Genomic DNA, 21726 nt, shown 5'->3' with positions numbered 1-21726 from the left:
CGTTTCACCTTTCACTTTTCACCTTTCACACGTCCCCTTTGCAGATTTCACGTTTCTCTTGATCTCGACTATCTCAACTTCAAGGTAGAAAGCCCGACCAGCACCAGCATCATGGTGATGATCCAGAAGCGCACCACGACTTGCGTTTCCTTCCAGCCTTTTTGCTCGTAGTGGTGGTGCAGTGGCGCCATCAGGAAGATGCGTTTGCCGGTGCCATAGCGCGCTTTGGTGTATTTGAAGTAACTCACCTGCGCCGCGACCGACAGGGTTTCCACCACGAACACGCCGCCCATCACGAACAGCACGATCTCCTGACGCACGATCACCGCCACCACGCCCAGTGCAGCACCCAGTGCCAGCGCGCCCACGTCGCCCATGAACACCTCGGCCGGGTAGGCGTTGAACCACAAAAAGCCCAGGCCAGCCCCGACCATGGCCGCACAGAACACGGCCAGCTCACCGGCACCCGGCACATACGGCATGCCCAGATATTTGGAGAAGTACAGATGACCCGCCACGTAGGCAAAGATGGCCAATGCGCCGGACACCATCACGGTGGGCATGATGGCCAGGCCGTCCAGGCCATCGGTCAGATTGACCGCGTTGCTGCTGCCAACGATGACGAAGTAAGTAAGCACGATGAAGCTGACCGCGCCCAAGGGCAGGATCAGGTTCTTGAAGAAGGGCACGATGAGCTGCGTCTCGGTAGGCGAGGTGGCGGTGCTGAACAGGTAGATCGCCACCCCCAGCCCGATCAGCGATTGCCAGAAGTACTTGGCCTTGGCCGACAAGCCTTTGGGGTTGCGATGCACCACTTTGCGCCAGTCGTCCACCCAGCCGATGATGCCAAAGCCCAGCGTGGTGACCAGCACCACCCACACGAAGCGGTTGCTGAGGTCCGCCCATAACAGCGTGGCGATGGCGATGGACACCAGGATCAGCGCGCCGCCCATGGTGGGGGTGCCCGCCTTGACCAGATGGGTTTGCGGACCGTCGTCACGCACCGACTGACCAACCTTGTAGTGGGTGAGTTTGCGGATCAACACCGGGCCGACCGCGAACGAGATCAGTAGCCCCGTCAAGGTGGCCATCACCGCGCGCAGCGTGATGTAGTTGAACACATTGAATGCACGGATATCATGCGACAGCCATTGTGCGAGCTCGAGTAACATCAGTGCACCTCCCCTTGTTGCGCCTTGTTATGTTGTGTAGTGAGCGCTTCCACCACGCGCTCCATGCGCATGAAGCGCGAGCCCTTGATCAGCACCGTGGTCTGTTCATCCAGCTCGTTTTGTAGCGCGGCCGTCAGGCTGTCCAGCTGTGCATGGTGCTGCGCGCCCGCACCGAAGCCAGCCACCATGTGCTGACTCAGCTCGCCCAGCGCATGCAGCTGATGGATGCCGGCATCGCGCGCATAGCGGCCGATCTCGGTGTGCAGGCTGGCCGCCGTCTCTCCCAGCTCGCCCATGTCACCCAGCACCAGCACACGCTTGCCAGCCCGGCTGGCCAGCACATCGATAGCCGCTTTCATGGAGGCAGGATTGGCGTTGTAGGTGTCATCGATGAGCTGCGCGCCGTGCAGGCCCGGCTTGTGTTGCAGACGGCCACGCACCCCGGCGAAGGCTTCCAGACCGGCAAGGATCGCTGTCAAGGGCACGCCCACTGCCAGGGCAGCGGCCGTCGCGGCCAAGGCATTACGCACATTGTGCACACCGGGCACGCCTAGCCGGACCGTCAACGAACCTTGTGGCGTGCTGATCTGAATCTGGCTGGAATCAGCATCAAGCTGATAGCGGGCGCTCACATCTGCCTTCCCGTCCAGCCCGAAACTGAGCTGGGCATGCGCGGCCGCCAGTTGTTGCCACAACGGCGCATACACGTCGTCCAGATTGATGATGGCCACACCCTCTGCCGACAGGCCGCCGAAGATCTCGCCCTTGGCCTCGGCGATGGCTTGTACCGACCCCAAGCCGCCCAGATGCGCAGGCGTGGCATTGTTGACCAGCGCCACCGCAGGCCGGGCCAGACGGCTCAGATAATCGATCTCGCCGCGATGGTTCATACCCATCTCGATGACGGCATAGCGGTGCGTGCTGCGCAGACCCAGCAGCGTCAATGGCATGCCGATGTCATTGTTGAGATTGCCACGCGTGGCCAGCACGGCCTCGTCATCACCGCAGACGGCGCGCAGGATGCTGGCCAGCATCTCCTTGACGGTGGTTTTGCCGTTGCTGCCAGTGATGGCCACCAGTGGGATAGTGAATTGCTTACGCCAGTGACTGGCCAGCTTGCCCAGCGCGAGGCGCGTATCGTCCACCAGCAGCAGTGGGGTTTGTCCGGGCACAGCGGCTGCGACCAGCGCAGCTGCAGCACCTTGTGCCAGCGCGGTTTCCACGAAACGATGGCCGTCGAATTTTTCGCCACGCAGGGCGACGAACAGCTGTTGAGGCTGTATGGCGCGGCTGTCCGTACCCACACTGAGGAATGCCACATCCTCGCCGATGAGTTGGCCACCCGTGGCCAGTGCGGCTTCGCTCAGCGACATCATTTCGGGCGACGCCATTCCTGGAGAGATGATGCCGGACAACTTGATGCGATCACCGCTCATGTGCGCTCCCCCAAGGCCAGACGCACCACAGCGGCATCGCTAAATGGATAGCGTACGCCTGCGATCTCCTGATAATCCTCATGCCCCTTGCCTGCCACCAGCACCGTATCGCCAGCCACGGCCATGGCGATGGCGGCATGGATGGCGGCGGCACGCTCCGGCTCGATCACCGCTTCTTTGCCTTGCAGGCCGGGCAGTGCATCGGCAATGATGGCGTCGGGCGCTTCATCACGCGGGTTGTCCGAGGTGAGCACCACACGGTCGGCAAGGCGGCTGGCGACTTCCGCCATCAGGCTGCGTTTGCCACGGTCGCGGTTACCACCGCAGCCGAATACGCAGATCAGCTGACCAGTAGTCTGGATACGCAAGGTGTTCAACACGTTATCCAGCGCATCTGGCGTATGGGCATAATCCACCACCACCAGCGGCTGTGCGCCGCCGCCGTATCGCTGCATGCGGCCAGGCACCGCCTGCACCTGGCCCAGCACCTCGGCCGCCGCATCCAGCTCCACGCCGGACACCAGCAAGGTAGCCAGTACGGCCAGCAGATTGCTGGCATTGAAACGCCCCAGCAGCGCGGCTTGCAGTTGCGCATGCCCATACGGCGTGTCCACATCCAGCAGCATGCCCTGCTCACTCAGTTGCAGCCTGCTGCCACGCACTTCACCCTGTTGCAAGCCATAGCCCAGCACGGCATGTCCAGCCGCACGGAGTTCGCGATACAAACTGGCACCAAAGGCATCATCAACATTGAGCACGCGCTTGGTCAGACCGGGCCAGTCGAACAGCTTGCGCTTGGCGGCGGCATACGCCGCCATGTCGCCGTGATAGTCCAGATGGTCGCGCGTAAGGTTGGTCAGCACCGCGACATCGAAATGCACGCCGTTGACACGGCCTTGATCGAGGCCGTGCGAGGACACCTCCATGGCCACGCCATGCGCGCCGCGCGCCAGATAATCCGCCAGCATGCCGTGCAGCAGGATGGGGTCAGGCGTGGTGTTGATGGCAGCTTCCAGCGCCCCCGGAAAGCCGTTGCCCAGCGTACCGACCACGGCGGTGGGGTGACCGAGTGCGCTCATCGCCTGCGCCAGCCAGTGACTGCACGAGGTTTTGCCGTTGGTCCCGGTGACGCCCACCATATGCAGCTGCGTGGAAGGCTGCTGGTAGAAGGCATCGGCCAACTGGCCAGCCTGCGCGCGCAGATCGCGCACGGCAAAGCCGGGCAGGCCTTTACCCAGCCCGGTATCAGCATCGGCTTCTTCCCACAGCACGGCGCTGGCGCCCTGACGCAGGGCTGCTTCGATATAGCGTCTGCCGTCCACATGCTCCCCCGGGTAGGCCAGGAACAGGCTGCCCGGACGTACCTGACGGCTGTCAGCGGTGATGCCCCGGATGTTCAGGCCGAGTGCACGCAGTCTGTCGAGTGGCGTACTCACACCATCTCCTTCACTTCGACAGCCTGTTCAGGCGGGATCACGATGTTGTTGTTGGGCGCATCCTGTGGAATGCCGAGCAGGCGCAGCGCTGGTGCCATCACACCGCTGAATACCGGCGCCGCCACCGCACCACCGTAATGCTGGCCATTGCTGGGGTCGTCTATCATCACCGCCATAATCAGGCGGGGATTGGAAGCTGGCGCCATCCCGACAAAAGAGGATACATAGCGCTTGCCCTCGTAACCCTCCGCCCCCAGTTTGTGTGCGGTACCGGTCTTGCCAGCCACTCGATAGCCGGCGATCTGCGCCTTGGGCGCGGTGCCTCCGGCCTGCACGGCCATCTCCATCATGCTGAGCACACTGGACGTGGTCCTTGCCGTGAAGATCTGCTGACCCAGCGCTGGCTGCTTGAGCTTGACCAGCGACACCGGCAGCAACTCACCCTGATTGGCGAACACGGTGTACGCACGTGCCAATTGCAACAGGGTCAGGCTGATGCCATAGCCATAGGACATGGTGGCCTGCTCGATCGGGCGCCAGCTCTTGTAGGCGCGCAGCTTGCCACTGGCCTCCCCTGGAAAGCCGATGTTGGTCGGGCGCCCCAGGCCAAGCTGGTTGAACACCCCCCACAGATGCTGCGGCTGCATGGACAGCCCCATCTTGGCGGCGCCCACATTGGAGGATTTCTGGATGACTTCAGCCACCGAAATCAGTCCTTGCGGATGCACGTCACGGATGGTGGCACGCCCCACCTTGAAGAAGCCGGGGGCGGTTTCGATCTGCGTGTCGGCACGGTAAGTGCCCAGGTCCAGCGCGGCGGCGGCCGTGAATGGCTTCAACGTGGAACCTGGCTCGAAGATATCCACCACGGCACGGTTACGTGCACGGCCTTCCAGCTTGACCGGATTGTTGGGGTTGTAGGTGGGCACATTAACCATGGCCAGCACTTCGCCGGTCTTTGCATCCAGCACCACCGCCGCACCGGCCTTGGCCTTGTGCGCCTTGACCGCGGCGAGCAGCTCACGATAAGCCAGATACTGGATCTTGGAATCGATGGACAACACCAGATCGCGCCCGTCCTGCGGCACCTTGACGGCCTCCAGGTCATCGACGATACGGCCTTGCCTGTCCTTGATGACGCGGCGGCTGCCGGCCTTGCCGGACAACCAGTCCTGCTGGGCCAGCTCGAAGCCTTCCTTGCCGTCACCATCCACACCGGTGAAGCCCACCAGATGCGCAGCCACTTCCGCGGCCGGGTAATAACGGCGGTATTCACGCTGCATGAAAATACCCGGGATGCCCAGCCCCATCACCTGATTGGCCAAGGCAGGCGACACACGGCGCTTGAGGTAGGCGAACTCGCGCTGCTGATTGCTGAGCTTTTTCTGGATATCGGCAGATTTGAGGTCCAGCAGGCCCGCCAGTTGTTGCAATTGCCTGGGGGTCATCTGCACATCGGACGGATTAGCCCAGATCGATTCCACCGGGGTGCTGATCGCCAGCGGGCTGCCGTGGCGGTCGGTGATCATGCCGCGGTGTGCAGGCAACACCAGCGGACGGCTGTAACGCGCGTCGCCTTCCTTTTGCAAAAAGACTTTGTGGGTACTTTGCAGATACACACTGCGCCCCAGCAGCACGGCGAACCCCATCAGCACCACCACCAGCAGCACGCGCCTGCGCCAGGCCGGCAGTCTGACCACTTCATGCTGTGCCATGCGCATCATGGCTGCACCCCTGTAGTAGCCGGCACCACCTGGATGCTGTGGTTATCGGGCACGCGCATCTTCAAAGCCTGATTGGCGATCTGCTCGATGCGGGCATGCGTGGCCCAGGTGTTCTGTTCCAGCTGCAACTGACCCCACTCCACCTCGTACTGGCGGGCGGCTTGCTGCTGTTGCTCCAGCTCGAAGTAATGTTTGCGCGCCTGATGCTGACCCGCCACCGTGGCCAGCGATAACATGATCAGTACACCAAACAGCATCAGGTTGAACTGGGTCATCACGCCACCTCCGTGCGCTCGGCGACGCGCATCACCGCACTGCGCGAACGTGGATTGCGGCGCACTTCATCCGCGCCCGGCTTGATGGCACGGCCGATGGCACGCAAACGTGGCTGAGGCAACTCGGCGGCACGCACCGGGAAACGCGACGGCAAGGCATCACGGTCCTGCTCATCACGGATGAAATGCTTGACGGTGCGATCCTCCAGCGAATGGAAGCTGATCACCGCCAGACGCCCGCCAGGCGCCAGACTGGTCAGGCACTGCGGTAGCACTAGCGCAAGTTGGTCAAGTTCCTGATTGATGAAAATCCGTAGAGCTTGAAAGGTACGCGTCGCTGGGTCCTGCCCAGGCTCAGCCTTGCGAACCGCCCCGGCGACGACTTTGGCAAGCTGGCCGGTTGTGGTGACAGCGCCGCCAGCCGTGCGTACCGCAACAAGCGCCCTTGCAATCTGCCGAGCAAACCGTTCTTCACCATAATCTTTGATCACCTGTGTTAATTGCTGTTCGGAAACTTCTGCGAGGAATTCTGCGGCCGTCTGGCCGCGACTTTGGTCCATGCGCATATCCAGCGGCGCATCGAATCGGAAACTGAAGCCGCGCGCGGCTTCGTCTATCTGCGGGGAAGAGATGCCGAGATCAAGCAGGATGCCGTCAGCGGCTGGCCAGCCTTGTGCGGCCAGCACATCGCTGAGCGCCGAGAACGGGCTGTGCACGATTTGAAAACGCGGGTCTGCTATCCCAGCCGCAGCCTCGACAGCCGCCAGGTCGCGGTCCATGGCCAGCAACCGGCCACCTGCAGACAAGCGCTCCAGGATGCGACGGCTATGCCCGCCACGACCAAAGGTGGCGTCTACATAACGACCATCGGGTTTGATTGCCAACGCGTCCACTGCTTCATCCAGTAACACCGTGACATGCTGAGCGCTGCCGCTCACAGCGAGAATCCATCCAGTTCAGCAGGAAGATCCACCGGCTCGTCGCCGATCAGCTTGTCCATATGCTGGCGCAAGGCATCCGGGTTCCACAACTCGAAGTGCGAGCCCTGTCCCACCAGCATCACCTGCTTGTCCAGTGCGGCAAAGTCACGCAGCACCGGCGACACCAACAGACGGCCAGCCGCATCCAGGTTGATGTCTTCGGCATGACCGACCAGCAAACGCTGCAAGGCACTGGATTGACGATCGAAGCTGGACAGCGACATCAGCTTGGCCTGGATAGGCTCCCAGGCAGGCTGCGGATATAACAACAGGCAGCGGTGCGGGTGCGCGGTCAACACCAATTGGCCGGCACTTTGCGTGAACAGCGCATCACGGTGCCTGGCAGGTATGACCAGCCTGCCTTTGGCATCCAGATTCAGTGATGTTGCACCGCGAAACATGCGCTCGTTTTATCCCTTAATGACACTAGCCAAGTTGGGAAGCTGCAGCCGAATCGACATTTCAATTCAACACAATTTCCCACAATTTCCCACTGCTAGCCACTATAGATAAAAAAAATGAGCCCGGCAAGCTCTTTTTGATGATTTTTCCTTTACAGGACAATGACTTAGCGGATTTTGTTAATTAATAATTTGTCGTTAGAAAATAACAAGATAGCCCTGCAAGTGAAAGTGCTTTATGAGAACAAGCAAGGATGTGCTTGATCGTGGTGACCGGGCAGCAACCCGCTGCCAAAAAGATGAATATCAGTAAACCTCATGGAGAAAACCAGCGAGAAAATTGTGAAGAACCCGGAAAACAGAATGAGGAAATATCAGCAAGCATCCGGAGATACCCCGCCAGAAGATGGATATCTGATCAAGAGATAAGCCTGAGAAATATCTGGCGAAGATGATCATAAAGAAAGAAGCTGGCCGGTAAGCCGGGTTCTGTGCCTCGCATCACTGCGAGCGACAGTCATTCCTCTAGGCGCACAATTGCTCATGCACTCAAGCAACCTACCCGCTGGCAGCGCGAGCCACGCCTTATCACCGAAGTGAAATGCCAGCCTATTTGGTCTTGCTCCGGATGGAGGTTACCGCGTTTCACATCCATCGCAGCGAACTGCGATTTACTCGTCTCTGTGGCCCTGTTCCTCGCCTCACGGCGTACGGCCGTTAGCCGTCATCCCGCTCTATGGAGCCCGGACTTTCCTCTCCCCGATCACTCGGGCAGCGACTGTCTGGCCAGCTTCGGGATGGATTTTAACACGAAGCAGGTGCCCAGCCCTGCGCCGCCAGTGCAGCACCTAGCCCATGCAGGCAGGCGGCCACGTTCTGCGGCGTGGCGCTGCCACCCATGAGCCCGATACGTAAAGTCTTACCGGCAAGCACGCCCAGGCCGGCACCGATCTCGATGCCATGCTGCGACAACAGGTCATGGCGTAGACGCGCTTCATCCACGCTATCCGGCACCAGTACGGTATTGAGTTGCGGCAAACGCGCGGCAGACGCCACCAGCAAGTGCAAGCCCAGCCGCTCCAATCCGGCCACCAACTGCTCATGACAGGCCTGATGACGCTGCCAGCTCGCCTGCAAGCCTTCTTCCGCCAGCATGCGCAAGGCCTCATGCAGCCCATACAAGGCATTGATGGGCGCAGTATGGTGATAGGTGCGCTTGACGCCACTGACACCGTCACCCCAATAACTCAGGATGAGGTTAATGTCCATGAACCAGCTCTGCACCGGCTGTTTGCGCTGACGGATGCGCTCGACGGCCGCCGCACTGAATGTCACCGGCGACAGGCCGGGCGTGCAGGACAAGCCCTTCTGGCTGGCCGAGTAGACAGCATCCAGCTGCCAGTCGTCCACATACAAGGGGATAGAACCCAAGGAAGTGACGGTATCGCAGATCACCAGCGCGCCCTGGCGGTGGGCGACTTCCGCCAGCACGCGCGCATCCGACCGTACCCCAGTCGAAGTCTCGGCATGCACGAAAGCCACCACGCGGGTATCGGCATTGGCCCGCAAGGTCAGCTCCAGCTGCTGCGCATCCACCGGCTTGCCCCACTCGGTTTCCAGCAGCACTAGCTCGCCGCCACAGCGGCGTACGATCTCGGCCATACGCGCGCCGAACACGCCATTGCTGCAAACAATCACCTTGTCGCCAGGCTCAATCAGGTTAACGAAACAGGTTTCCATGCCTATCATGCCGGGCGCGGACAAGGCGAAGGTCAGCGCATTGTCGGTCTGGAACGCATAGCGCAACAACGCTTTAAGCTGTTCGAGCATGTCCGAAAAGTCTGGATCCAGATGCCCGATGGTAGGCCGCGCCATGGCGGCCAGCACACGCGGGTGTACATCCGACGGGCCAGGCCCGAGCAGGATGCGGCGCGGCGGCGCAAATGCAGGCAAGGACGGCGCAGGCATCATGCCGCTTGCAATTTCCAGGCGATGGTCTGACCGGCACGCAGCGGCACCAGCGTTTCAGCGCCCAGTGCGATCTCGTCCGGCACGCTCCAGGTTTCGCGCTTCAAGCTCACCTGGCTGGTATTGCGCGGCAAGCCATAAAAATCCGGCCCATGGAAACTGGCGAAGGCTTCCAGCTTGTCCAGCGCGCCTGCCGCCTCGAAGGCTTCCGCATAGAACTCGATCGCCGCATGCGCGGTATACATGCCCGCACACCCACACGCCGCTTCCTTGGCATGCTTGGCGTGTGGCGCGCTGTCCGTGCCCAGGAAGAATTTGGCGCTGCCGGAGGTGGCCGCAGCCAGCAAAGCCAGCCGGTGCTCTTCACGCTTCAACACCGGCAAACAGTAATGATGCGGACGTATACCGCCCGCGAACATGGCATTGCGGTTCATGAGCAGATGGTGGGCGGTGATGGTGGCCGCGACATTGGTGGGCGCGGCGGCGACGAATTCGGCCGCGTCACGCGTCGTGATGTGCTCGAACACCACCTTGAGGCCAGGGTGACGTTGCAGCAAGGGACGCATATGACGGTCTATGAACACCTTTTCGCGGTCGAACACGTCCACATCGGCATCGGTGACCTCGGCATGCACCAGCAGTGGCAGTCCACATTGCTCCATGGCGGCCAGGGCGGGCGCGCACTTTTCCAGACTGGTCACGCCGGAATCGGAATTGGTGGTGGCCCCCGCCGGATAGAGCTTGACGCCATGAACTGCGCCACTGGCCTTGGCCAGCAGGATCTCCTCAGCACGCATGTTATCGGTGAGATACAAGGTCATGAGCGGTTCGAACACCATACCAGCTGGCAGAGCGGCGAGAATACGTTCACGATAAGCTAGCGCCAGTGCCGTGGTGGTCACCGGCGGACGCAGATTGGGCATGACGATGGCACGCGCGAACTGGCGCGCGGTATCCGGCAGCACGGATTGCAAGGCGGCACCGTCCCGCAGGTGCAGGTGCCAGTCATCGGGACGAGTAAAAGTCAGGGTGGTCATGTGGAAGCTTTTAAAGTGAGGGCAAGTTCATACAGCGCATTCTTTTTTGCGCCCGAGATATCAGCAGCCAATTTCACTGCCTGCTTGAGCGGCAGTTCGGCCAGCAGCAAGTTTAATACACGCCGGGCGTTTTCATCGACTGCCTCTGCCTCGCGCGGTGCCGGTGGCTCCACCAGCAGCACGAATTCACCGCGCTGCTGGTTGCTATCGGCCTTGAGCCAGGCCAGCGCTTCGTCCAGCCGGCAGCGATGTATGGTTTCGAACGTCTTGGTGAGCTCGCGCGCCAGGATCAGGTGCCGCTCATCACCTAGCACCGCCTGCAGATCAGCCACACATTCCAAGATGCGATGTGGCGCTTCGTAGAACACCAGCGTCGCTTCCAGGCCGCGCAAAGCCTCCAGTTGACGGCAGCGCTGCGCATGACTGGCTGGCAAAAACCCATGGAACAGGAAACCGCCACTGGCGATACCCGCTGCCGATAGCGCCGTCACCACTGCGCTGGCGCCCGGGATAGGCACCACACGTACCCCGGCCTGACGCGCCTGCTGCACCACCACAGCACCCGGATCACTGATCGCCGGTGTACCGGCATCACTGACCAGGGCGATCGACTCACCTGCGAGCAGTCGCTGCAGCAGCGATTCAGCCGCCGCCTGTTCGTTATGCTGATGCACGGCCAGCAACTTTTTCTGGATGGCAAAATGCGTCAGCAGGCCTGCGCTATGCCGCGTGTCCTCAGCCGCGATGGCATCCACACTGCGCAACACCTCCAGAGCGCGCAGGCTGATGTCCTGCAGGTTCCCAATCGGAGTGGCCACCACATATAATGTACCGATATGATTCAATTACAGTTATCCCTATTATCAAATATCGGCTTGATTGCCAGCATGGCCTTCAGCCTGCTCCTGCCAGCACACACAGCTGTCGCGGATGAGGCCGCAGAAACTCAATTCTCCCAAGGCATGGCCTGCCTGCGCGTCCACAATAGTGAATGCGCGCAACTGGCGTTGCAACGCATCAACAGCCAGTCCCTCTATGCCGATCTACTGGCGGGCAATATCGCTGCCAGCACTGGCGACACCGACAGTGTCCTGTCGCTGCTACTGCCTTTGCAGAACGATGCGGGCTTGCGCGGAGAAGCCAGAGCTAGCCTGCACCAGAGCCTGGGTATCGCGTATGCGGCCCAGCAACAGCCGCTGAAAGCGCTGGAACAATATACCTTATCTGAAGCCGCATTATCCGAACCTGCCGCGATCGCGGCACAGCAACAACGCACCGGGCGCCTGCTTGCTTCGCTGAGCCGGGAAGATCTCATGCAGATGAGCAGTGACGCCACCGACAAGGTGATGCAGGGCTGGATAGCCCTGGCGCTCACCATCAGCGACATAGAAAGCGGGGACTCGGTCAATACGCGCCTGCAACAGTGGCGTGCGCATCACCGCGAACATCCGGCACAGCCCGAATATGCCTTCGGCATCGTTGCGGTGGCAGAGACCACCGAAACCGCCATCCCCTCGGCGATCGATCTTGAAGGCAGCGCAGCCCATCAAGGAGATGAAGCTGACCAGGAAACGGCTGGCCAGCAGAGCGCCAGCATGGAGAGTGCCGGCCAGCTTAGCGGCCTTGCATTGACCCGGGAGCTGGACCAACGCCATCTTGCCGCGTCGACCGGCCTGGATGGCGACATCGCGCTGCTGCTGCCTTACGAAACCGAAGGCTACACCGCCGTCGCCGATGCCATCGAGCGCGGCTTCATCGCGGCTCACAGCCAGGCCCACGGCCTGGGCAAAGTCAGAACCTATGCCACCAGCGGCGATGTGCTGGAGATCAGGCCTATCTACCAGCAGGCGCTCAAGGAGGGTGCTTCCCTGGTGGTGGGGCCGGTCACGCGCGACGAAGTGGCCGTCTTGCAAGGCGATGCGCATCCTGTCCTGACACTGGGCCTGAACCAGAATGTAGCGGCAGCACCACCGCTTTTCCACAGCTATGGATTATCGATCCATAGCGAGGTCACGCAACTGGTGCGCATGGCGCGCGATGCCGGCATGCAAAGTGCTACCATCATCGCCAGCAACAGCCCGCTTGCACAGCGCATCAGCACAAGCTTCAAGGATCAATGGCTGGCACAGGGCGGTGAAGTGCGCGACACCATCGTCGTGGATACTGACAGCACGACCTCTGCCTTGATCCCGCAAGGCAGTGCGGCTGGTGATCTTTACCTGATCGCGGGCGATGAGCAGCATGCACGTGCCGTGCGTCCATTGATGGACAGGGCCACGCCTACGTTTGCCTTGTCACATAGCTTCAGCGGCATACTGCAGGACCCGCTGGATGCAGAGCTGATCGGCATCCGCTTCGTGGATATCCCCTGGCTGCTCAATCCAAACAACCCGGCCTACCAGCCCTACAAAGCGGCAGCCGCCGAGCTGCCACCGGGCGAGATGCAACGCTGGTTCGCGCTGGGGGTGGACGCCTATCAATTATTGCTGGCACTGCAACAGCCCGAACGAACGCTGCTGTTACAGGGCCTGACCGGGCGCATCACGCGCAATCCGCAAGGCGAGCTGGAGCGCAACCTGGCCACCGGCACTTACACCAGCACGGGCGTCAGCGCAGAAACATTGCCGTGACCAGCACTGGCGCGCAAGCCGAAGCATTGGCAGCTGACTATCTGCAGCATCAGGGGCTGCGTTTGCTGGAACGCAATTTTCGTAGCCGCTATGGCGAGATCGATCTGATCATGCAGGACAGTCAGACACTGGTGTTCGTGGAAGTGCGTTTACGCCGTCATGCTGATTATGGCGGCGCACTGGCCAGCATCACGGCGGACAAACAACGTAAACTACGCATCACGGCAGACTATTACCTGCAAAGCCATGGCAATCAGCCTTGCCGCTTCGATGTGATCTTGATGTCGTCACTGGCAACCGGCGATATCGAATGGATATGCAATGCGTTCTAAGCTGTTGTCGGGATGATCTTGCCTGGCTATCGAATTCTGCTGCCGAACTCTGCTACCGAACTCTGCTACCGAACTCTGCTATGGACTCGCTGTATGGAACTTCACACACCGTTCACGACTCCATGCTAAGGTAACTGCACAAGTTCGATATGATGCAATCTGGCAATTTACGCCTTCAACTCACACCAACATGCCTGCATGGTAAACAATCAGATCCATGTCTATGCATTCGATGAATCTCGTAGCTAAATTCCGACACAACTGAACAGGAGCCCTTATGTCCACAACTTCCAGCACCATGCTTAAAGTCCTCGTATTGGCCACGCTGGCCACCCAACTGAATGCCTGCGTACCCGTGGTGGTAGGCGGGGCCGCCACGGCAGGCTCGGTTGCCATTGACCGCCGCAGCGCAGGCAATGTGGTGGATGACGAAGGCATCGAGCTGAAAGCCAACCATCAGATCAGCCAGGAAGTCGGCGATGCGGTACATGCCAACGTCACCAGCTTCAACCGTAATGTGTTGATCACCGGCGAAGCCTTTGATGAAAAGAGCCGTACCGCGCCAGAAGCCATCGTCAAGAGTTACCCCAACGTACGCCATGTGACCAATGAACTGGTTATCGCCCCCAAGACTTCGCTACAAACACGCAGTGCCGATGCCTATATCACTACCAAGGTAAAAGCCAGTTTCGTGAAAGAGAACCTGTTCAATGCCAATCACGTCAAAGTGGTGACTGAAAATGGTACGGTGTTCCTGATGGGCGTAGTGACGCAGAAAGAAGCGGATGATGCGGTTGAGATCGCCCGCAATATCAGCGGCGTCAACAAGGTCGTCAAGGTGTTCGAGTACGTCGAAGCCGTATCGAAATGATACAATCAACCAACATTAAATGACGCTTTGGATTGTATGACTACCACCGCCAGCAACGAAATCATCATCGAAGGCCTGACCCGCGCAGGCAAGCCGTTCCGCCCCAGCGACTGGGTGGACCGCATGTGCAGCACCTATGCCAGTTTCGGGGCAGATCGCAAGTTGCGCTACTCGCCTTACCTGAAGCCACGCGTGGTGAATGGCGTACGCTGCCTGGCGGTGGATCTGAAATTGCGTGATGTCAATCCGGAAGGTTTTCAACAGCTGATGCACTTTGCTGATGAGAACCAGCTCAATGTACTGGACGCCGAAGGCAACAGCATCCCGGTACCAGCCTGACACAGCCGCCAGGCCCTAGGGCTGGGCTGGCTTTGTATCGATCAGCTGTTCGATGTATTGCCGCGTGACCAGTCCGCGCCTGGTCTTTACCAGGCGGCCTGCCGGGTCATAGAGGTAAGTGGAAGGCAGCACTTCGGCGCTGCCGATCTGCGCGATGACCTCTGGCCTACCCTCTACGATGGGATAGGACATGAGCATGTCGTCCACATAACGGTTGACCTTGGCCATGTCGGAATAGTCCATCACCACCCCGATCAGCATCACATCCTTGCGCTTGTCGTATAAGGCGTTCAGATCCGGGATCTCTTCCAGACAGGGTGGGCACCAGGTGGCCCAGTAGTTCACCAGCACCCATTTACCGCGATAATCACTGAGCTTGTGTTGCTTGCCCTGCGTATCCGTGAGCTTGAATTCAGTGCCGGCGGTCGCCATATGCGCTTGCGACACCAGTTGAAAAGTAAGTAAAACCAATAGAACCATACGGGTAAACAAAGCGTCTATTCCTTTCAAAAATCACCATCAGGGTTGAAACCGGAACATGTCAGCAACCAGCATCATACGAAAACATGCTGCTGGCAACGCTTCACTTCGTAGCCAAATTTCGCTACGATAGCTATACGTTGTATTCCCACTCCCCCACAGAATTCATTTCACATAGAGGTTCACAATGAGCGAACACATCACGCACCTTAGCGATGCGGGCTTTGAACAGGAAGTGTTGCAATCGCAACTGCCGGTTCTGGTAGATTACTGGGCTGAATGGTGCGGCCCCTGCAAGATGATTGCACCTATCCTCGACGAGATCTCCAAAGAGTACGCTGGCCGCCTGAAAGTTGCCAAGCTGAATATCGACGAGAACCAGCAGACGCCTCCCAAGTATGGCATCCGCGGCATCCCCACCCTGATGCTGTTCAAGAATGGCAATGTGGAAGCCACCAAAGTAGGTGCTTTATCCAAGTCCCAACTCACGGCCTTCATTGACAGCAATATCTAAGCACGTTAGTCTGGAGCCTGATTCCCTGGCGCCCGAATCATTCGGGCAACGCAGTTTTGCAGTACCGCTCACCGTACTGCTAGAAATCAGGCTTTAATTTACACTCCCATTCCCCCGCACTTGTTCCTCCCCAGCGAGCTTCCTCTATGCATTTATCTGATCTGAAACACCTACCTGTTACTGAATTGGTCGAAATGGCGATCGCCAACGAGATCGAAAGCGCCAGCCGCATGCGCAAACAGGATCTGATCTTTGCTCTGCTGAAGAACAAGGCGAAGAAGGGTGACAGCATCTTTGGCGATGGCACGCTGGAAGTGTTGCAGGACGGGTTCGGCTTCCTGCGCTCACCAGACAGCTCCTACCTGGCCGGGCCAGATGATATCTATGTGTCACCCTCGCAGATCCGTCGCTTCAACCTGCATACCGGCGACAGCATCCAGGGCGAGATCCGCACCCCCAAGGATGGCGAACGCTATTTCGCGCTGGTCAAAGTCGACAGCGTCAACGGCGAGCCACCCGAGAACACCAAACACAAGATCCTGTTCGAGAACCTGACCCCGCTGTTCCCTACCGTGCCGCTCAAGCTGGAGCGTGACATACGTGGCGAAGAGAACATCACCGGTCGCGTCATCGACATGATCGCCCCCATAGGCAAGGGCCAGCGCGGCCTGCTGGTCGCCAGCCCGAAGAGCGGCAAGACAGTGATGATGCAACATATCGCGCATGCCATCACCTCCAACCACCCGGACGTGGTGCTGATCGTGCTGCTGATCGACGAACGTCCGGAAGAAGTCACGGAAATGACCCGCTCGGTCAAGGGTGAAGTGGTCGCTTCCACCTTCGATGAGCCTGCCACCCGCCATGTACAAGTGGCTGAAATGGTGCTGGAAAAAGCCAAGCGTCTGGTCGAACACAAAAAAGACGTGGTGATCCTGCTGGACTCCATCACCCGTCTGGCACGCGCCTACAATACCGTGGTGCCGGCTTCCGGCAAGGTACTGACCGGCGGCGTGGACGCCAACGCGCTGCAACGCCCCAAGCGCTTCTTCGGTGCGGCACGCAACATCGAAGAAGGCGGCTCACTGACCATCATCGCCACCGCACTGGTCGATACCGGCTCGCGCATGGATGACGTGATCTATGAAGAATTCAAGGGCACTGGCAACATGGAGATCCATCTGGATCGCCGCATGGCCGAGAAACGCCAATACCCCGCCATCAACGTCAATAAGTCCGGCACACGCCGTGAAGAATTGTTGATCGAGAAGGACATCCTGCAAAAGATCTGGGTACTGCGCAAACTGCTGTATCCGATGGACGACCTCGAAGCGATGGAATTCCTGCTGGACAAGCTGAAGGCCACCAAGAACAACGGCGACTTCTTCGACTCCATGCGCCGCGGCTAAGTAAAGCGTTCGAGGTCCGGGACTCAACCGGGTCGCACCTACCGCCTATGGCGGCAGGCACTGCTTTCCCTTTTGAGCCCCCACCCCTCAGCGATGGAATTCCTGCTGGACAAGCTGAAGGCCACCAAGAACAACAGCGACTTCTTCGATTCCATGCGCCGCGGCTAAGTAAGGCGCTCGAGGTCCGGGACTCAACCGGGTCGCACCTACCGCCTATGGCGGCAGGGGCAATTGATCTCGATACCCATAATCAAAGAAGACTAGGTTGATTATTTTTTGATTTTCACTGATAATCTCGCCCTTGGCGAAAAAGCTTATTGAAAGAGACACTCGTATGAAGGCCGATACACATCCGAATTACCCCGAAGTCAGCGTAAGCTGCAGCTGCGGTAACAAGTTCAAGACCCGTTCCACGTCTGGCCGCGACTTCTCTATCGAAGTCTGCTCGCAATGCCATCCGTTCTACACGGGCAAGCAAAAGATCCTCGACACCGCAGGTCGTGTTGAGAAGTTCCGTCAAAAGTACGGCATGTAATCACGCATTGCATGGTAAAAAGGCAGCCTAGGCTGCCTTTTTGTTTTATCGGCCAGGCAATCTAACTCTTGGCCAATCGAACTCTTGGTCGCGCAACATCCCCGATAGTTTTCAACGGCAATATTCGTCTATCATTCCCCTATGGCATTTGAACTGGAACATGACTGGCAAGGCAATCTTGCCACACCCCGCGCGCGCATCGGAGAGAATGCCAAGACCCGCTTGCTGATCCTGCTGTGCACGTTGTGGGTTTGCATCGGCTTGTTCGGCCATCAACCATGGAAGCCGGACGAGTCCCACAGCATCAGCATCGTGAAGGACATGCTCAACGGTGGTTCGCTGATCGCGCCTGTCGCCGTCGGCGAAACCGGTGTACACGAGCCGCCCCTGTTCCACCTCACCGCGGCGGCCAGTGCGGCGCTGCTGTCCCCCCTCCTGCCCATGCACGACGGCGCGCGTGTCGCGACCGGCGTGTGGATGGCATTAACGCTATTGTTGATCGGCATGACCGGGCGCGAACTGTGGGGTACAGGTGGGGGCAGGCTCACCACCTTTGTGTTCATCAGCTCGATCGGACTGGTGATCGCCGCCCACACCTTGATGCCCCAACTGGCCGCTCTCACTGGCAGTGCCATGGGGCTGTATGCGCTGGCATTGAGCCGTAGGCGTCCCTATCGCGCCAGCGTGCTGCTGGGTAGCGCGATCAGCATCAGCTTCTTGAGCACCGGTATACTCTCCGCATTGATTCTGGTCAGCGCGATGCTGAGCATGCCCCTGCTGTTCAAGGCCTGGCGGGGAAAGCCCTACCTCACCGCGATCACGCTGGGCAGCCTGATCGCACTGCCACTCGTGCTGGCATGGCCAGCACTGCTGTTGGCAGACAACCCAGCCTTGATGTATGGCTGGTGGCATCACAGCATCAGCCAGTTCGGCCAACAGCAGCATGCTTATTTTTTAAAAACCCTGGGTTGGTATGCCTGGCCGGCCCTCCCCATCGCCGCATGGGGGCTGTGGCATTTCCGCCGCGAATTACTCACTAACCCGCGCTTTCAGTTGCTGCTCGTGTTCTTCAGCGCCTGTCTGCTTTGGCTGGGCTATGCTGGCGAAGACCGGGGCAGCGACACACTACCGCTATTACTACCATTGGCGTTGCTCGCGGGCGGCAGCATCGAAACCTTGAAGCGCGGCGCCTCAGGCCTGCTCAACTGGTTTGGCTTGATGTTGTTTGGCAGCATGGGCTTGTTGATCTGGTTAGGCTGGTACGCGATGGTGCTTGGTGCCCCCGCAAAACTCCAGGAACGCATGCAGTTCCTGTCTGGCGTGACCACCCCGGAGCTGAGCTGGTGGGGCTTGCTGGCTGGCGGCCTGGCCACGCTGGTCTGGCTGCTGGTCGTGATCAAGGCCAGGCGCTCCAACCGCACGGCAGTCACCGATTGGGCCGTGGGCATGACCATCGTCTGGACACTGCTGATGACACTGTGGCTACCGTGGATCGATTCAGCCAGAAGCTATCAGTCGGTGATGCTGGGCATAGGCCACGCGATCCAGTCCACTCCACGCTGCATCCTGCAAACCAGACTGGGCACGCCACAAAAAGCCTTGCTCGACTACTACACAGATCTGCGCACCGTCAGCAGCGGAGAAGACTGCGATTTCCACTTGATCCAGGACGAGCGTGGCAAAGCCAAGGTCTGGCCAGACAACCGCTGGCAGCTGATCTGGGAAGGAAAACGCGCAGCTGAGCGCCGCGAAAGCTTTCGCCTGTATCAACGCCTGCCTGGCTGAAGCGATCCTGGGCTTGAGGCCGAGCGCCCGGCCGCGCTCAGCGTATCTTGCGACAGACAAATCAGCCCGATGTGCCCAAGCCGCTGGCATACAGGATTGTATACACCCGGTTAAACGCTTAGAATCGAAACTCCAAGGCGCTTCATCAAGCCACCATTATCAGGGCCCTCATGTCAGGCAGTGACCGTCCCACACTCGTCGACCGTTATGGTCGCACCGTAGATTACATCCGGCTTTCGATCACCGATCGCTGCGACTTCCGCTGTGTGTACTGCATGGCAGAGGAGATGACGTTTCTGCCACGCAATGAGGTGCTGAGCCTGGAAGAATGCGCGCGCCTGGTGCGTGTGTTTGTTGCTCTGGGCGTAGGCAAGGTGCGCATCACTGGCGGCGAGCCATTGGTACGAAAAAACGCCTTGTGGCTGTTCAACACCATAGGCAAGCTGGACGGGCTGCGTGAGCTGGTGCTGACCACCAATGGCTCGCAGCTCGAACAGCAGGCTGCCGGGCTGCGTGAAGCGGGGGTCAAGCGCATCAACATCAGCCTGGACAGCCTGGACCCGGAACGCTTCCGCCGCATCACACGCGTGGGTGACCTGGACAAGGTGCTGCGCGGTATCCAGGCTGCCAAACTGGCTGGCTTCCAGAACATCAAACTGAATACCGTGCTGATGCGTGGCATCAATGACGACGAGGCGCTGCCGCTGCTCAAGTTCGCCATAGAAGAAGGCCTGGACATCGCCTACATCGAAGAGATGCCCCTGGGTGCCGTGGATCATGAACGTGATAGCACCTGCGTCAGCAACGCCGACACCCTCAAGCTACTGCAAGCCCACTACCCGCTGGTCGCCAGCACCGAAACCACAGGGGGGCCAGCGCGCTACTGGCGTGTGGCGGGCACGCAGACCAGAATAGGCATGATCTCGCCGCACAGCCATAACTTCTGCGAAGCCTGCAACCGCGTACGCATCACCTGCAAGGGCGAGTTGTTCCTGTGCCTGGGTCAGGACAGCAAAGTGGACCTGATGCCTCTGCTGCGCGAGCACCCGGAAGACGATGCGCCGCTGATCGCCGCCATCGTGGGTTCCATGCAGATCAAACCCAAAGGTCATGATTTCGATCTCAAGCGGGCCACACCCGCCGTGGTGCGCTTCATGTCCGTCACCGGTGGCTGATACGCAATCCATCACCGCACCAGCACCATCCACATGAACACCCCAGCCCACTCCCACCCCATCAGCGGCCTGATCCTGGCTGGCGGATTGGCACGCCGCATGGGCGGCCTGGACAAAGGTCTGGCAGATTACCGGGCACGTCCCATGATCGTCAGCGTACTGGAGCGCCTGCGCCCACAAGTCAGCGAAGTGCTGATCAACGCCAATCGTCATCAAACCCAATATGCGGCATTCGGCCACCCTGTCATCAGCGACCACATCACCGACTTTGCCGGCCCGCTGGCCGGGATAGCCGCCGGCATGCGCGCCAGCCGGCATGCCCTGCTGCTATGCGTACCATGCGATGCGCCGCTGTTAGCTGCAGACCTGGCGCCGCGACTGCTGGCTGCACTACTGGAAACTGACGCAGAGATCGCCGTTGCCAGCAGTGCCGGGCAAACACAACCGGTGTTCTGCCTGTGTCGCACTCAATTGTTGCCGGGACTGCAGCAATTTCTGCAGCAAGGTGGTCGCAAAGTGGATCACTGGCAGAACAGCATCAAGTGCGTACACGTGCGCTTTGACGATGCCTCTGCCTTCTGCAACATCAACACACTGGATGAACTGGAGGCGCTCGCAGCCAGTGACACATACCGGGCCGAAACAGGATCGTCGCCATGAGTGCCCCAGCTCAAGTGCCCCGACTGCTTGGCATATGCGCCTATGGTAGCGGGGCAGGAAAAACCACCCTGCTCACCCAGCTGATCCCCTTGCTGATCGCTGAAGGCTTGCGCGTCTCGGTGATCAAACACGCCCATCATCGTTTCGATATCGATCACCCGGGCAAGGACAGTTACCGCCTGCGCGAAGCCGGCGCAGTGCAGACACTGATAGGCTCCCGGCATCGCTGGGCACTGATGACCGAGCTGTCCCGCATCCCCAGCCTGCAGGCCGAGGAACCCAGCCTGCAAGTGCTGGTGTCGCAGCTGGACGCACGCTATACCGACCTGGTACTGGTAGAAGGCTTCAGGCACGAAGCCTTGGCCAAGATCGAGATCCACCGCCCTGCCCTGAATATGCCGCTACTGTCAGCACAAGATCCAGACATCATCGCCATCGCCAGCGATGGCCAGCTAGATAGCAGCTTGCCTGTGCTGGATCTGAATAACCCGGTCACGGTTGCACGCTTCATTCTGAACTGGATGAATGCAGCAAACGGACTTATGCCGCAAACTTAGTTGAGTCGAGCCC

22 protein-coding genes and 1 other RNA gene are annotated in these 21726 nt (G+C 59.6%); 11 read left to right on the top strand and 12 right to left on the bottom strand.

Annotation, left to right across the window (positions count from 1 at the left end):
- Positions 1–68 precede the first annotated feature (68 nt).
- From mraY to rsmI, 11 genes are all read right to left on the bottom strand, one after another.
- On the bottom strand, positions 69–1172 hold the full coding sequence (mraY, locus tag ED236_RS12045) for a phospho-N-acetylmuramoyl-pentapeptide-transferase (protein ID WP_123238233.1): 1104 nt from the start codon (positions 1170–1172) through the stop codon (positions 69–71).
- Positions 1172–2608 carry a UDP-N-acetylmuramoyl-tripeptide--D-alanyl-D-alanine ligase gene (locus tag ED236_RS12040; protein ID WP_338053183.1) on the bottom strand — a complete coding sequence of 479 codons (1437 nt, stop codon included), beginning with the start codon at positions 2606–2608 and terminating at the stop codon, positions 1172–1174. The genes mraY and ED236_RS12040 overlap by 1 nt, the downstream gene beginning before the upstream one ends.
- Positions 2605–4044: a UDP-N-acetylmuramoyl-L-alanyl-D-glutamate--2,6-diaminopimelate ligase gene (locus ED236_RS12035; RefSeq protein WP_240032139.1), complete on the bottom strand. Its 1440-nt coding sequence runs from the start codon at positions 4042–4044 to the stop codon at positions 2605–2607. Before ED236_RS12035 ends, ED236_RS12040 begins: the two co-directional genes overlap by 4 nt.
- Positions 4041–5759 (bottom strand): peptidoglycan D,D-transpeptidase FtsI family protein, encoded by a 1719-nt coding sequence (locus ED236_RS12030; protein WP_123238270.1) that lies wholly within the window; start codon positions 5757–5759, stop codon positions 4041–4043. The genes ED236_RS12035 and ED236_RS12030 overlap by 4 nt, the downstream gene beginning before the upstream one ends.
- A 5-nt stretch (positions 5760–5764) precedes the next feature.
- Positions 5765–6043, bottom strand: a complete 279-nt coding sequence (ftsL, locus tag ED236_RS12025) for a cell division protein FtsL (RefSeq protein ID WP_123238231.1) — start codon at positions 6041–6043, stop codon at positions 5765–5767.
- Positions 6043–6981 carry a 16S rRNA (cytosine(1402)-N(4))-methyltransferase RsmH gene (gene rsmH / locus ED236_RS12020; RefSeq protein WP_123238230.1) on the bottom strand — a complete coding sequence of 313 codons (939 nt, stop codon included), beginning with the start codon at positions 6979–6981 and terminating at the stop codon, positions 6043–6045. The genes ftsL and rsmH overlap by 1 nt, the downstream gene beginning before the upstream one ends.
- Positions 6978–7424, bottom strand: a complete 447-nt coding sequence (gene mraZ / locus ED236_RS12015; RefSeq protein WP_123238229.1) for a division/cell wall cluster transcriptional repressor MraZ — start codon at positions 7422–7424, stop codon at positions 6978–6980. The genes rsmH and mraZ overlap by 4 nt, the downstream gene beginning before the upstream one ends.
- Positions 7425–7886: 462 nt before the next feature.
- An RNA gene (rnpB, locus tag ED236_RS12010) (RNase P RNA component class A) lies at positions 7887–8218 on the bottom strand.
- Positions 8219–8228: 10 nt separating this feature from the next.
- Positions 8229–9392, bottom strand: a complete 1164-nt coding sequence (locus tag ED236_RS12005; protein WP_123238269.1) for a pyridoxal-phosphate-dependent aminotransferase family protein — start codon at positions 9390–9392, stop codon at positions 8229–8231.
- Complete coding sequence (pyrC, locus tag ED236_RS12000; protein ID WP_123238228.1) at positions 9392–10429, bottom strand: dihydroorotase; 1038 nt, start codon at positions 10427–10429, stop codon at positions 9392–9394. The genes ED236_RS12005 and pyrC overlap by 1 nt, the downstream gene beginning before the upstream one ends.
- Positions 10426–11274 (bottom strand): 16S rRNA (cytidine(1402)-2'-O)-methyltransferase, encoded by an 849-nt coding sequence (rsmI, locus tag ED236_RS11995; RefSeq protein ID WP_123238227.1) that lies wholly within the window; start codon positions 11272–11274, stop codon positions 10426–10428. Before rsmI ends, pyrC begins: the two co-directional genes overlap by 4 nt.
- A gap of 42 nt (positions 11275–11316) precedes the next feature.
- Here rsmI and ED236_RS11990 point away from each other — a divergent pair, with 42 nt between their 5' ends.
- From ED236_RS11990 to ED236_RS11975, 4 genes are all read left to right on the top strand, one after another.
- Positions 11317–13059, top strand: coding sequence for a penicillin-binding protein activator (locus ED236_RS11990; protein ID WP_162299627.1), 1743 nt, complete (start codon positions 11317–11319; stop codon positions 13057–13059).
- Positions 13056–13391 (top strand): YraN family protein, encoded by a 336-nt coding sequence (locus tag ED236_RS11985; RefSeq protein ID WP_123238225.1) that lies wholly within the window; start codon positions 13056–13058, stop codon positions 13389–13391. Before ED236_RS11990 ends, ED236_RS11985 begins: the two co-directional genes overlap by 4 nt.
- 277 nt (positions 13392–13668) lie before the next feature.
- Positions 13669–14262, top strand: a complete 594-nt coding sequence (locus ED236_RS11980; RefSeq protein WP_123238224.1) for a BON domain-containing protein — start codon at positions 13669–13671, stop codon at positions 14260–14262.
- Positions 14263–14298: 36 nt separating this feature from the next.
- Positions 14299–14601 (top strand): DUF3579 domain-containing protein, encoded by a 303-nt coding sequence (locus ED236_RS11975; RefSeq protein ID WP_123238223.1) that lies wholly within the window; start codon positions 14299–14301, stop codon positions 14599–14601.
- Positions 14602–14616: 15 nt separating this feature from the next.
- On the opposite strand, the gene ED236_RS11970 is transcribed toward ED236_RS11975, so the two are convergent.
- The gene (locus ED236_RS11970; RefSeq protein ID WP_240032138.1) at positions 14617–15033 is read right to left on the bottom strand and encodes a TlpA family protein disulfide reductase; all 417 of its coding nucleotides are present in this window, start codon (positions 15031–15033) and stop codon (positions 14617–14619) included.
- A 235-nt stretch (positions 15034–15268) separates the two neighbouring features.
- On the opposite strand from ED236_RS11970, the gene trxA reads away from it, so the two are divergent.
- From trxA to mobB, 7 genes are all read left to right on the top strand, one after another.
- Entirely contained in the window at positions 15269–15595 is a 327-nt protein-coding gene (gene trxA, locus ED236_RS11965) for a thioredoxin TrxA (RefSeq protein WP_123238221.1), read from the top strand.
- Positions 15596–15741: 146 nt separating this feature from the next.
- Positions 15742–17001 (top strand): transcription termination factor Rho, encoded by a 1260-nt coding sequence (gene rho, locus ED236_RS11960; RefSeq protein ID WP_123238220.1) that lies wholly within the window; start codon positions 15742–15744, stop codon positions 16999–17001.
- A 334-nt stretch (positions 17002–17335) separates the two neighbouring features.
- Positions 17336–17536: a 50S ribosomal protein L31 gene (gene rpmE / locus ED236_RS11955; RefSeq protein WP_123238219.1), complete on the top strand. Its 201-nt coding sequence runs from the start codon at positions 17336–17338 to the stop codon at positions 17534–17536.
- A 141-nt stretch (positions 17537–17677) separates the two neighbouring features.
- Entirely contained in the window at positions 17678–19321 is a 1644-nt protein-coding gene (locus tag ED236_RS11950) for an ArnT family glycosyltransferase (protein ID WP_123238218.1), read from the top strand.
- A 170-nt stretch (positions 19322–19491) separates the two neighbouring features.
- Positions 19492–20496 carry a GTP 3',8-cyclase MoaA gene (gene moaA, locus ED236_RS11945; protein WP_123238217.1) on the top strand — a complete coding sequence of 335 codons (1005 nt, stop codon included), beginning with the start codon at positions 19492–19494 and terminating at the stop codon, positions 20494–20496.
- A 33-nt stretch (positions 20497–20529) separates the two neighbouring features.
- Positions 20530–21156: a molybdenum cofactor guanylyltransferase MobA gene (gene mobA, locus ED236_RS11940; protein ID WP_123238216.1), complete on the top strand. Its 627-nt coding sequence runs from the start codon at positions 20530–20532 to the stop codon at positions 21154–21156.
- A complete protein-coding gene (gene mobB / locus ED236_RS11935; protein WP_193726110.1) occupies positions 21153–21713 on the top strand; it encodes a molybdopterin-guanine dinucleotide biosynthesis protein B in 561 nt (186 codons plus the stop codon). Before mobA ends, mobB begins: the two co-directional genes overlap by 4 nt.
- Positions 21714–21726 lie beyond the last annotated feature (13 nt).

Source organism: Pseudomethylobacillus aquaticus (assembly GCF_003730115.1).
GTDB lineage: Bacteria > Pseudomonadota > Gammaproteobacteria > Burkholderiales > Methylophilaceae > Pseudomethylobacillus > Pseudomethylobacillus aquaticus.
Note: the sequence above shows the minus strand (reverse complement) of the source record. Positions and strands in the feature narration are given on the sequence as shown.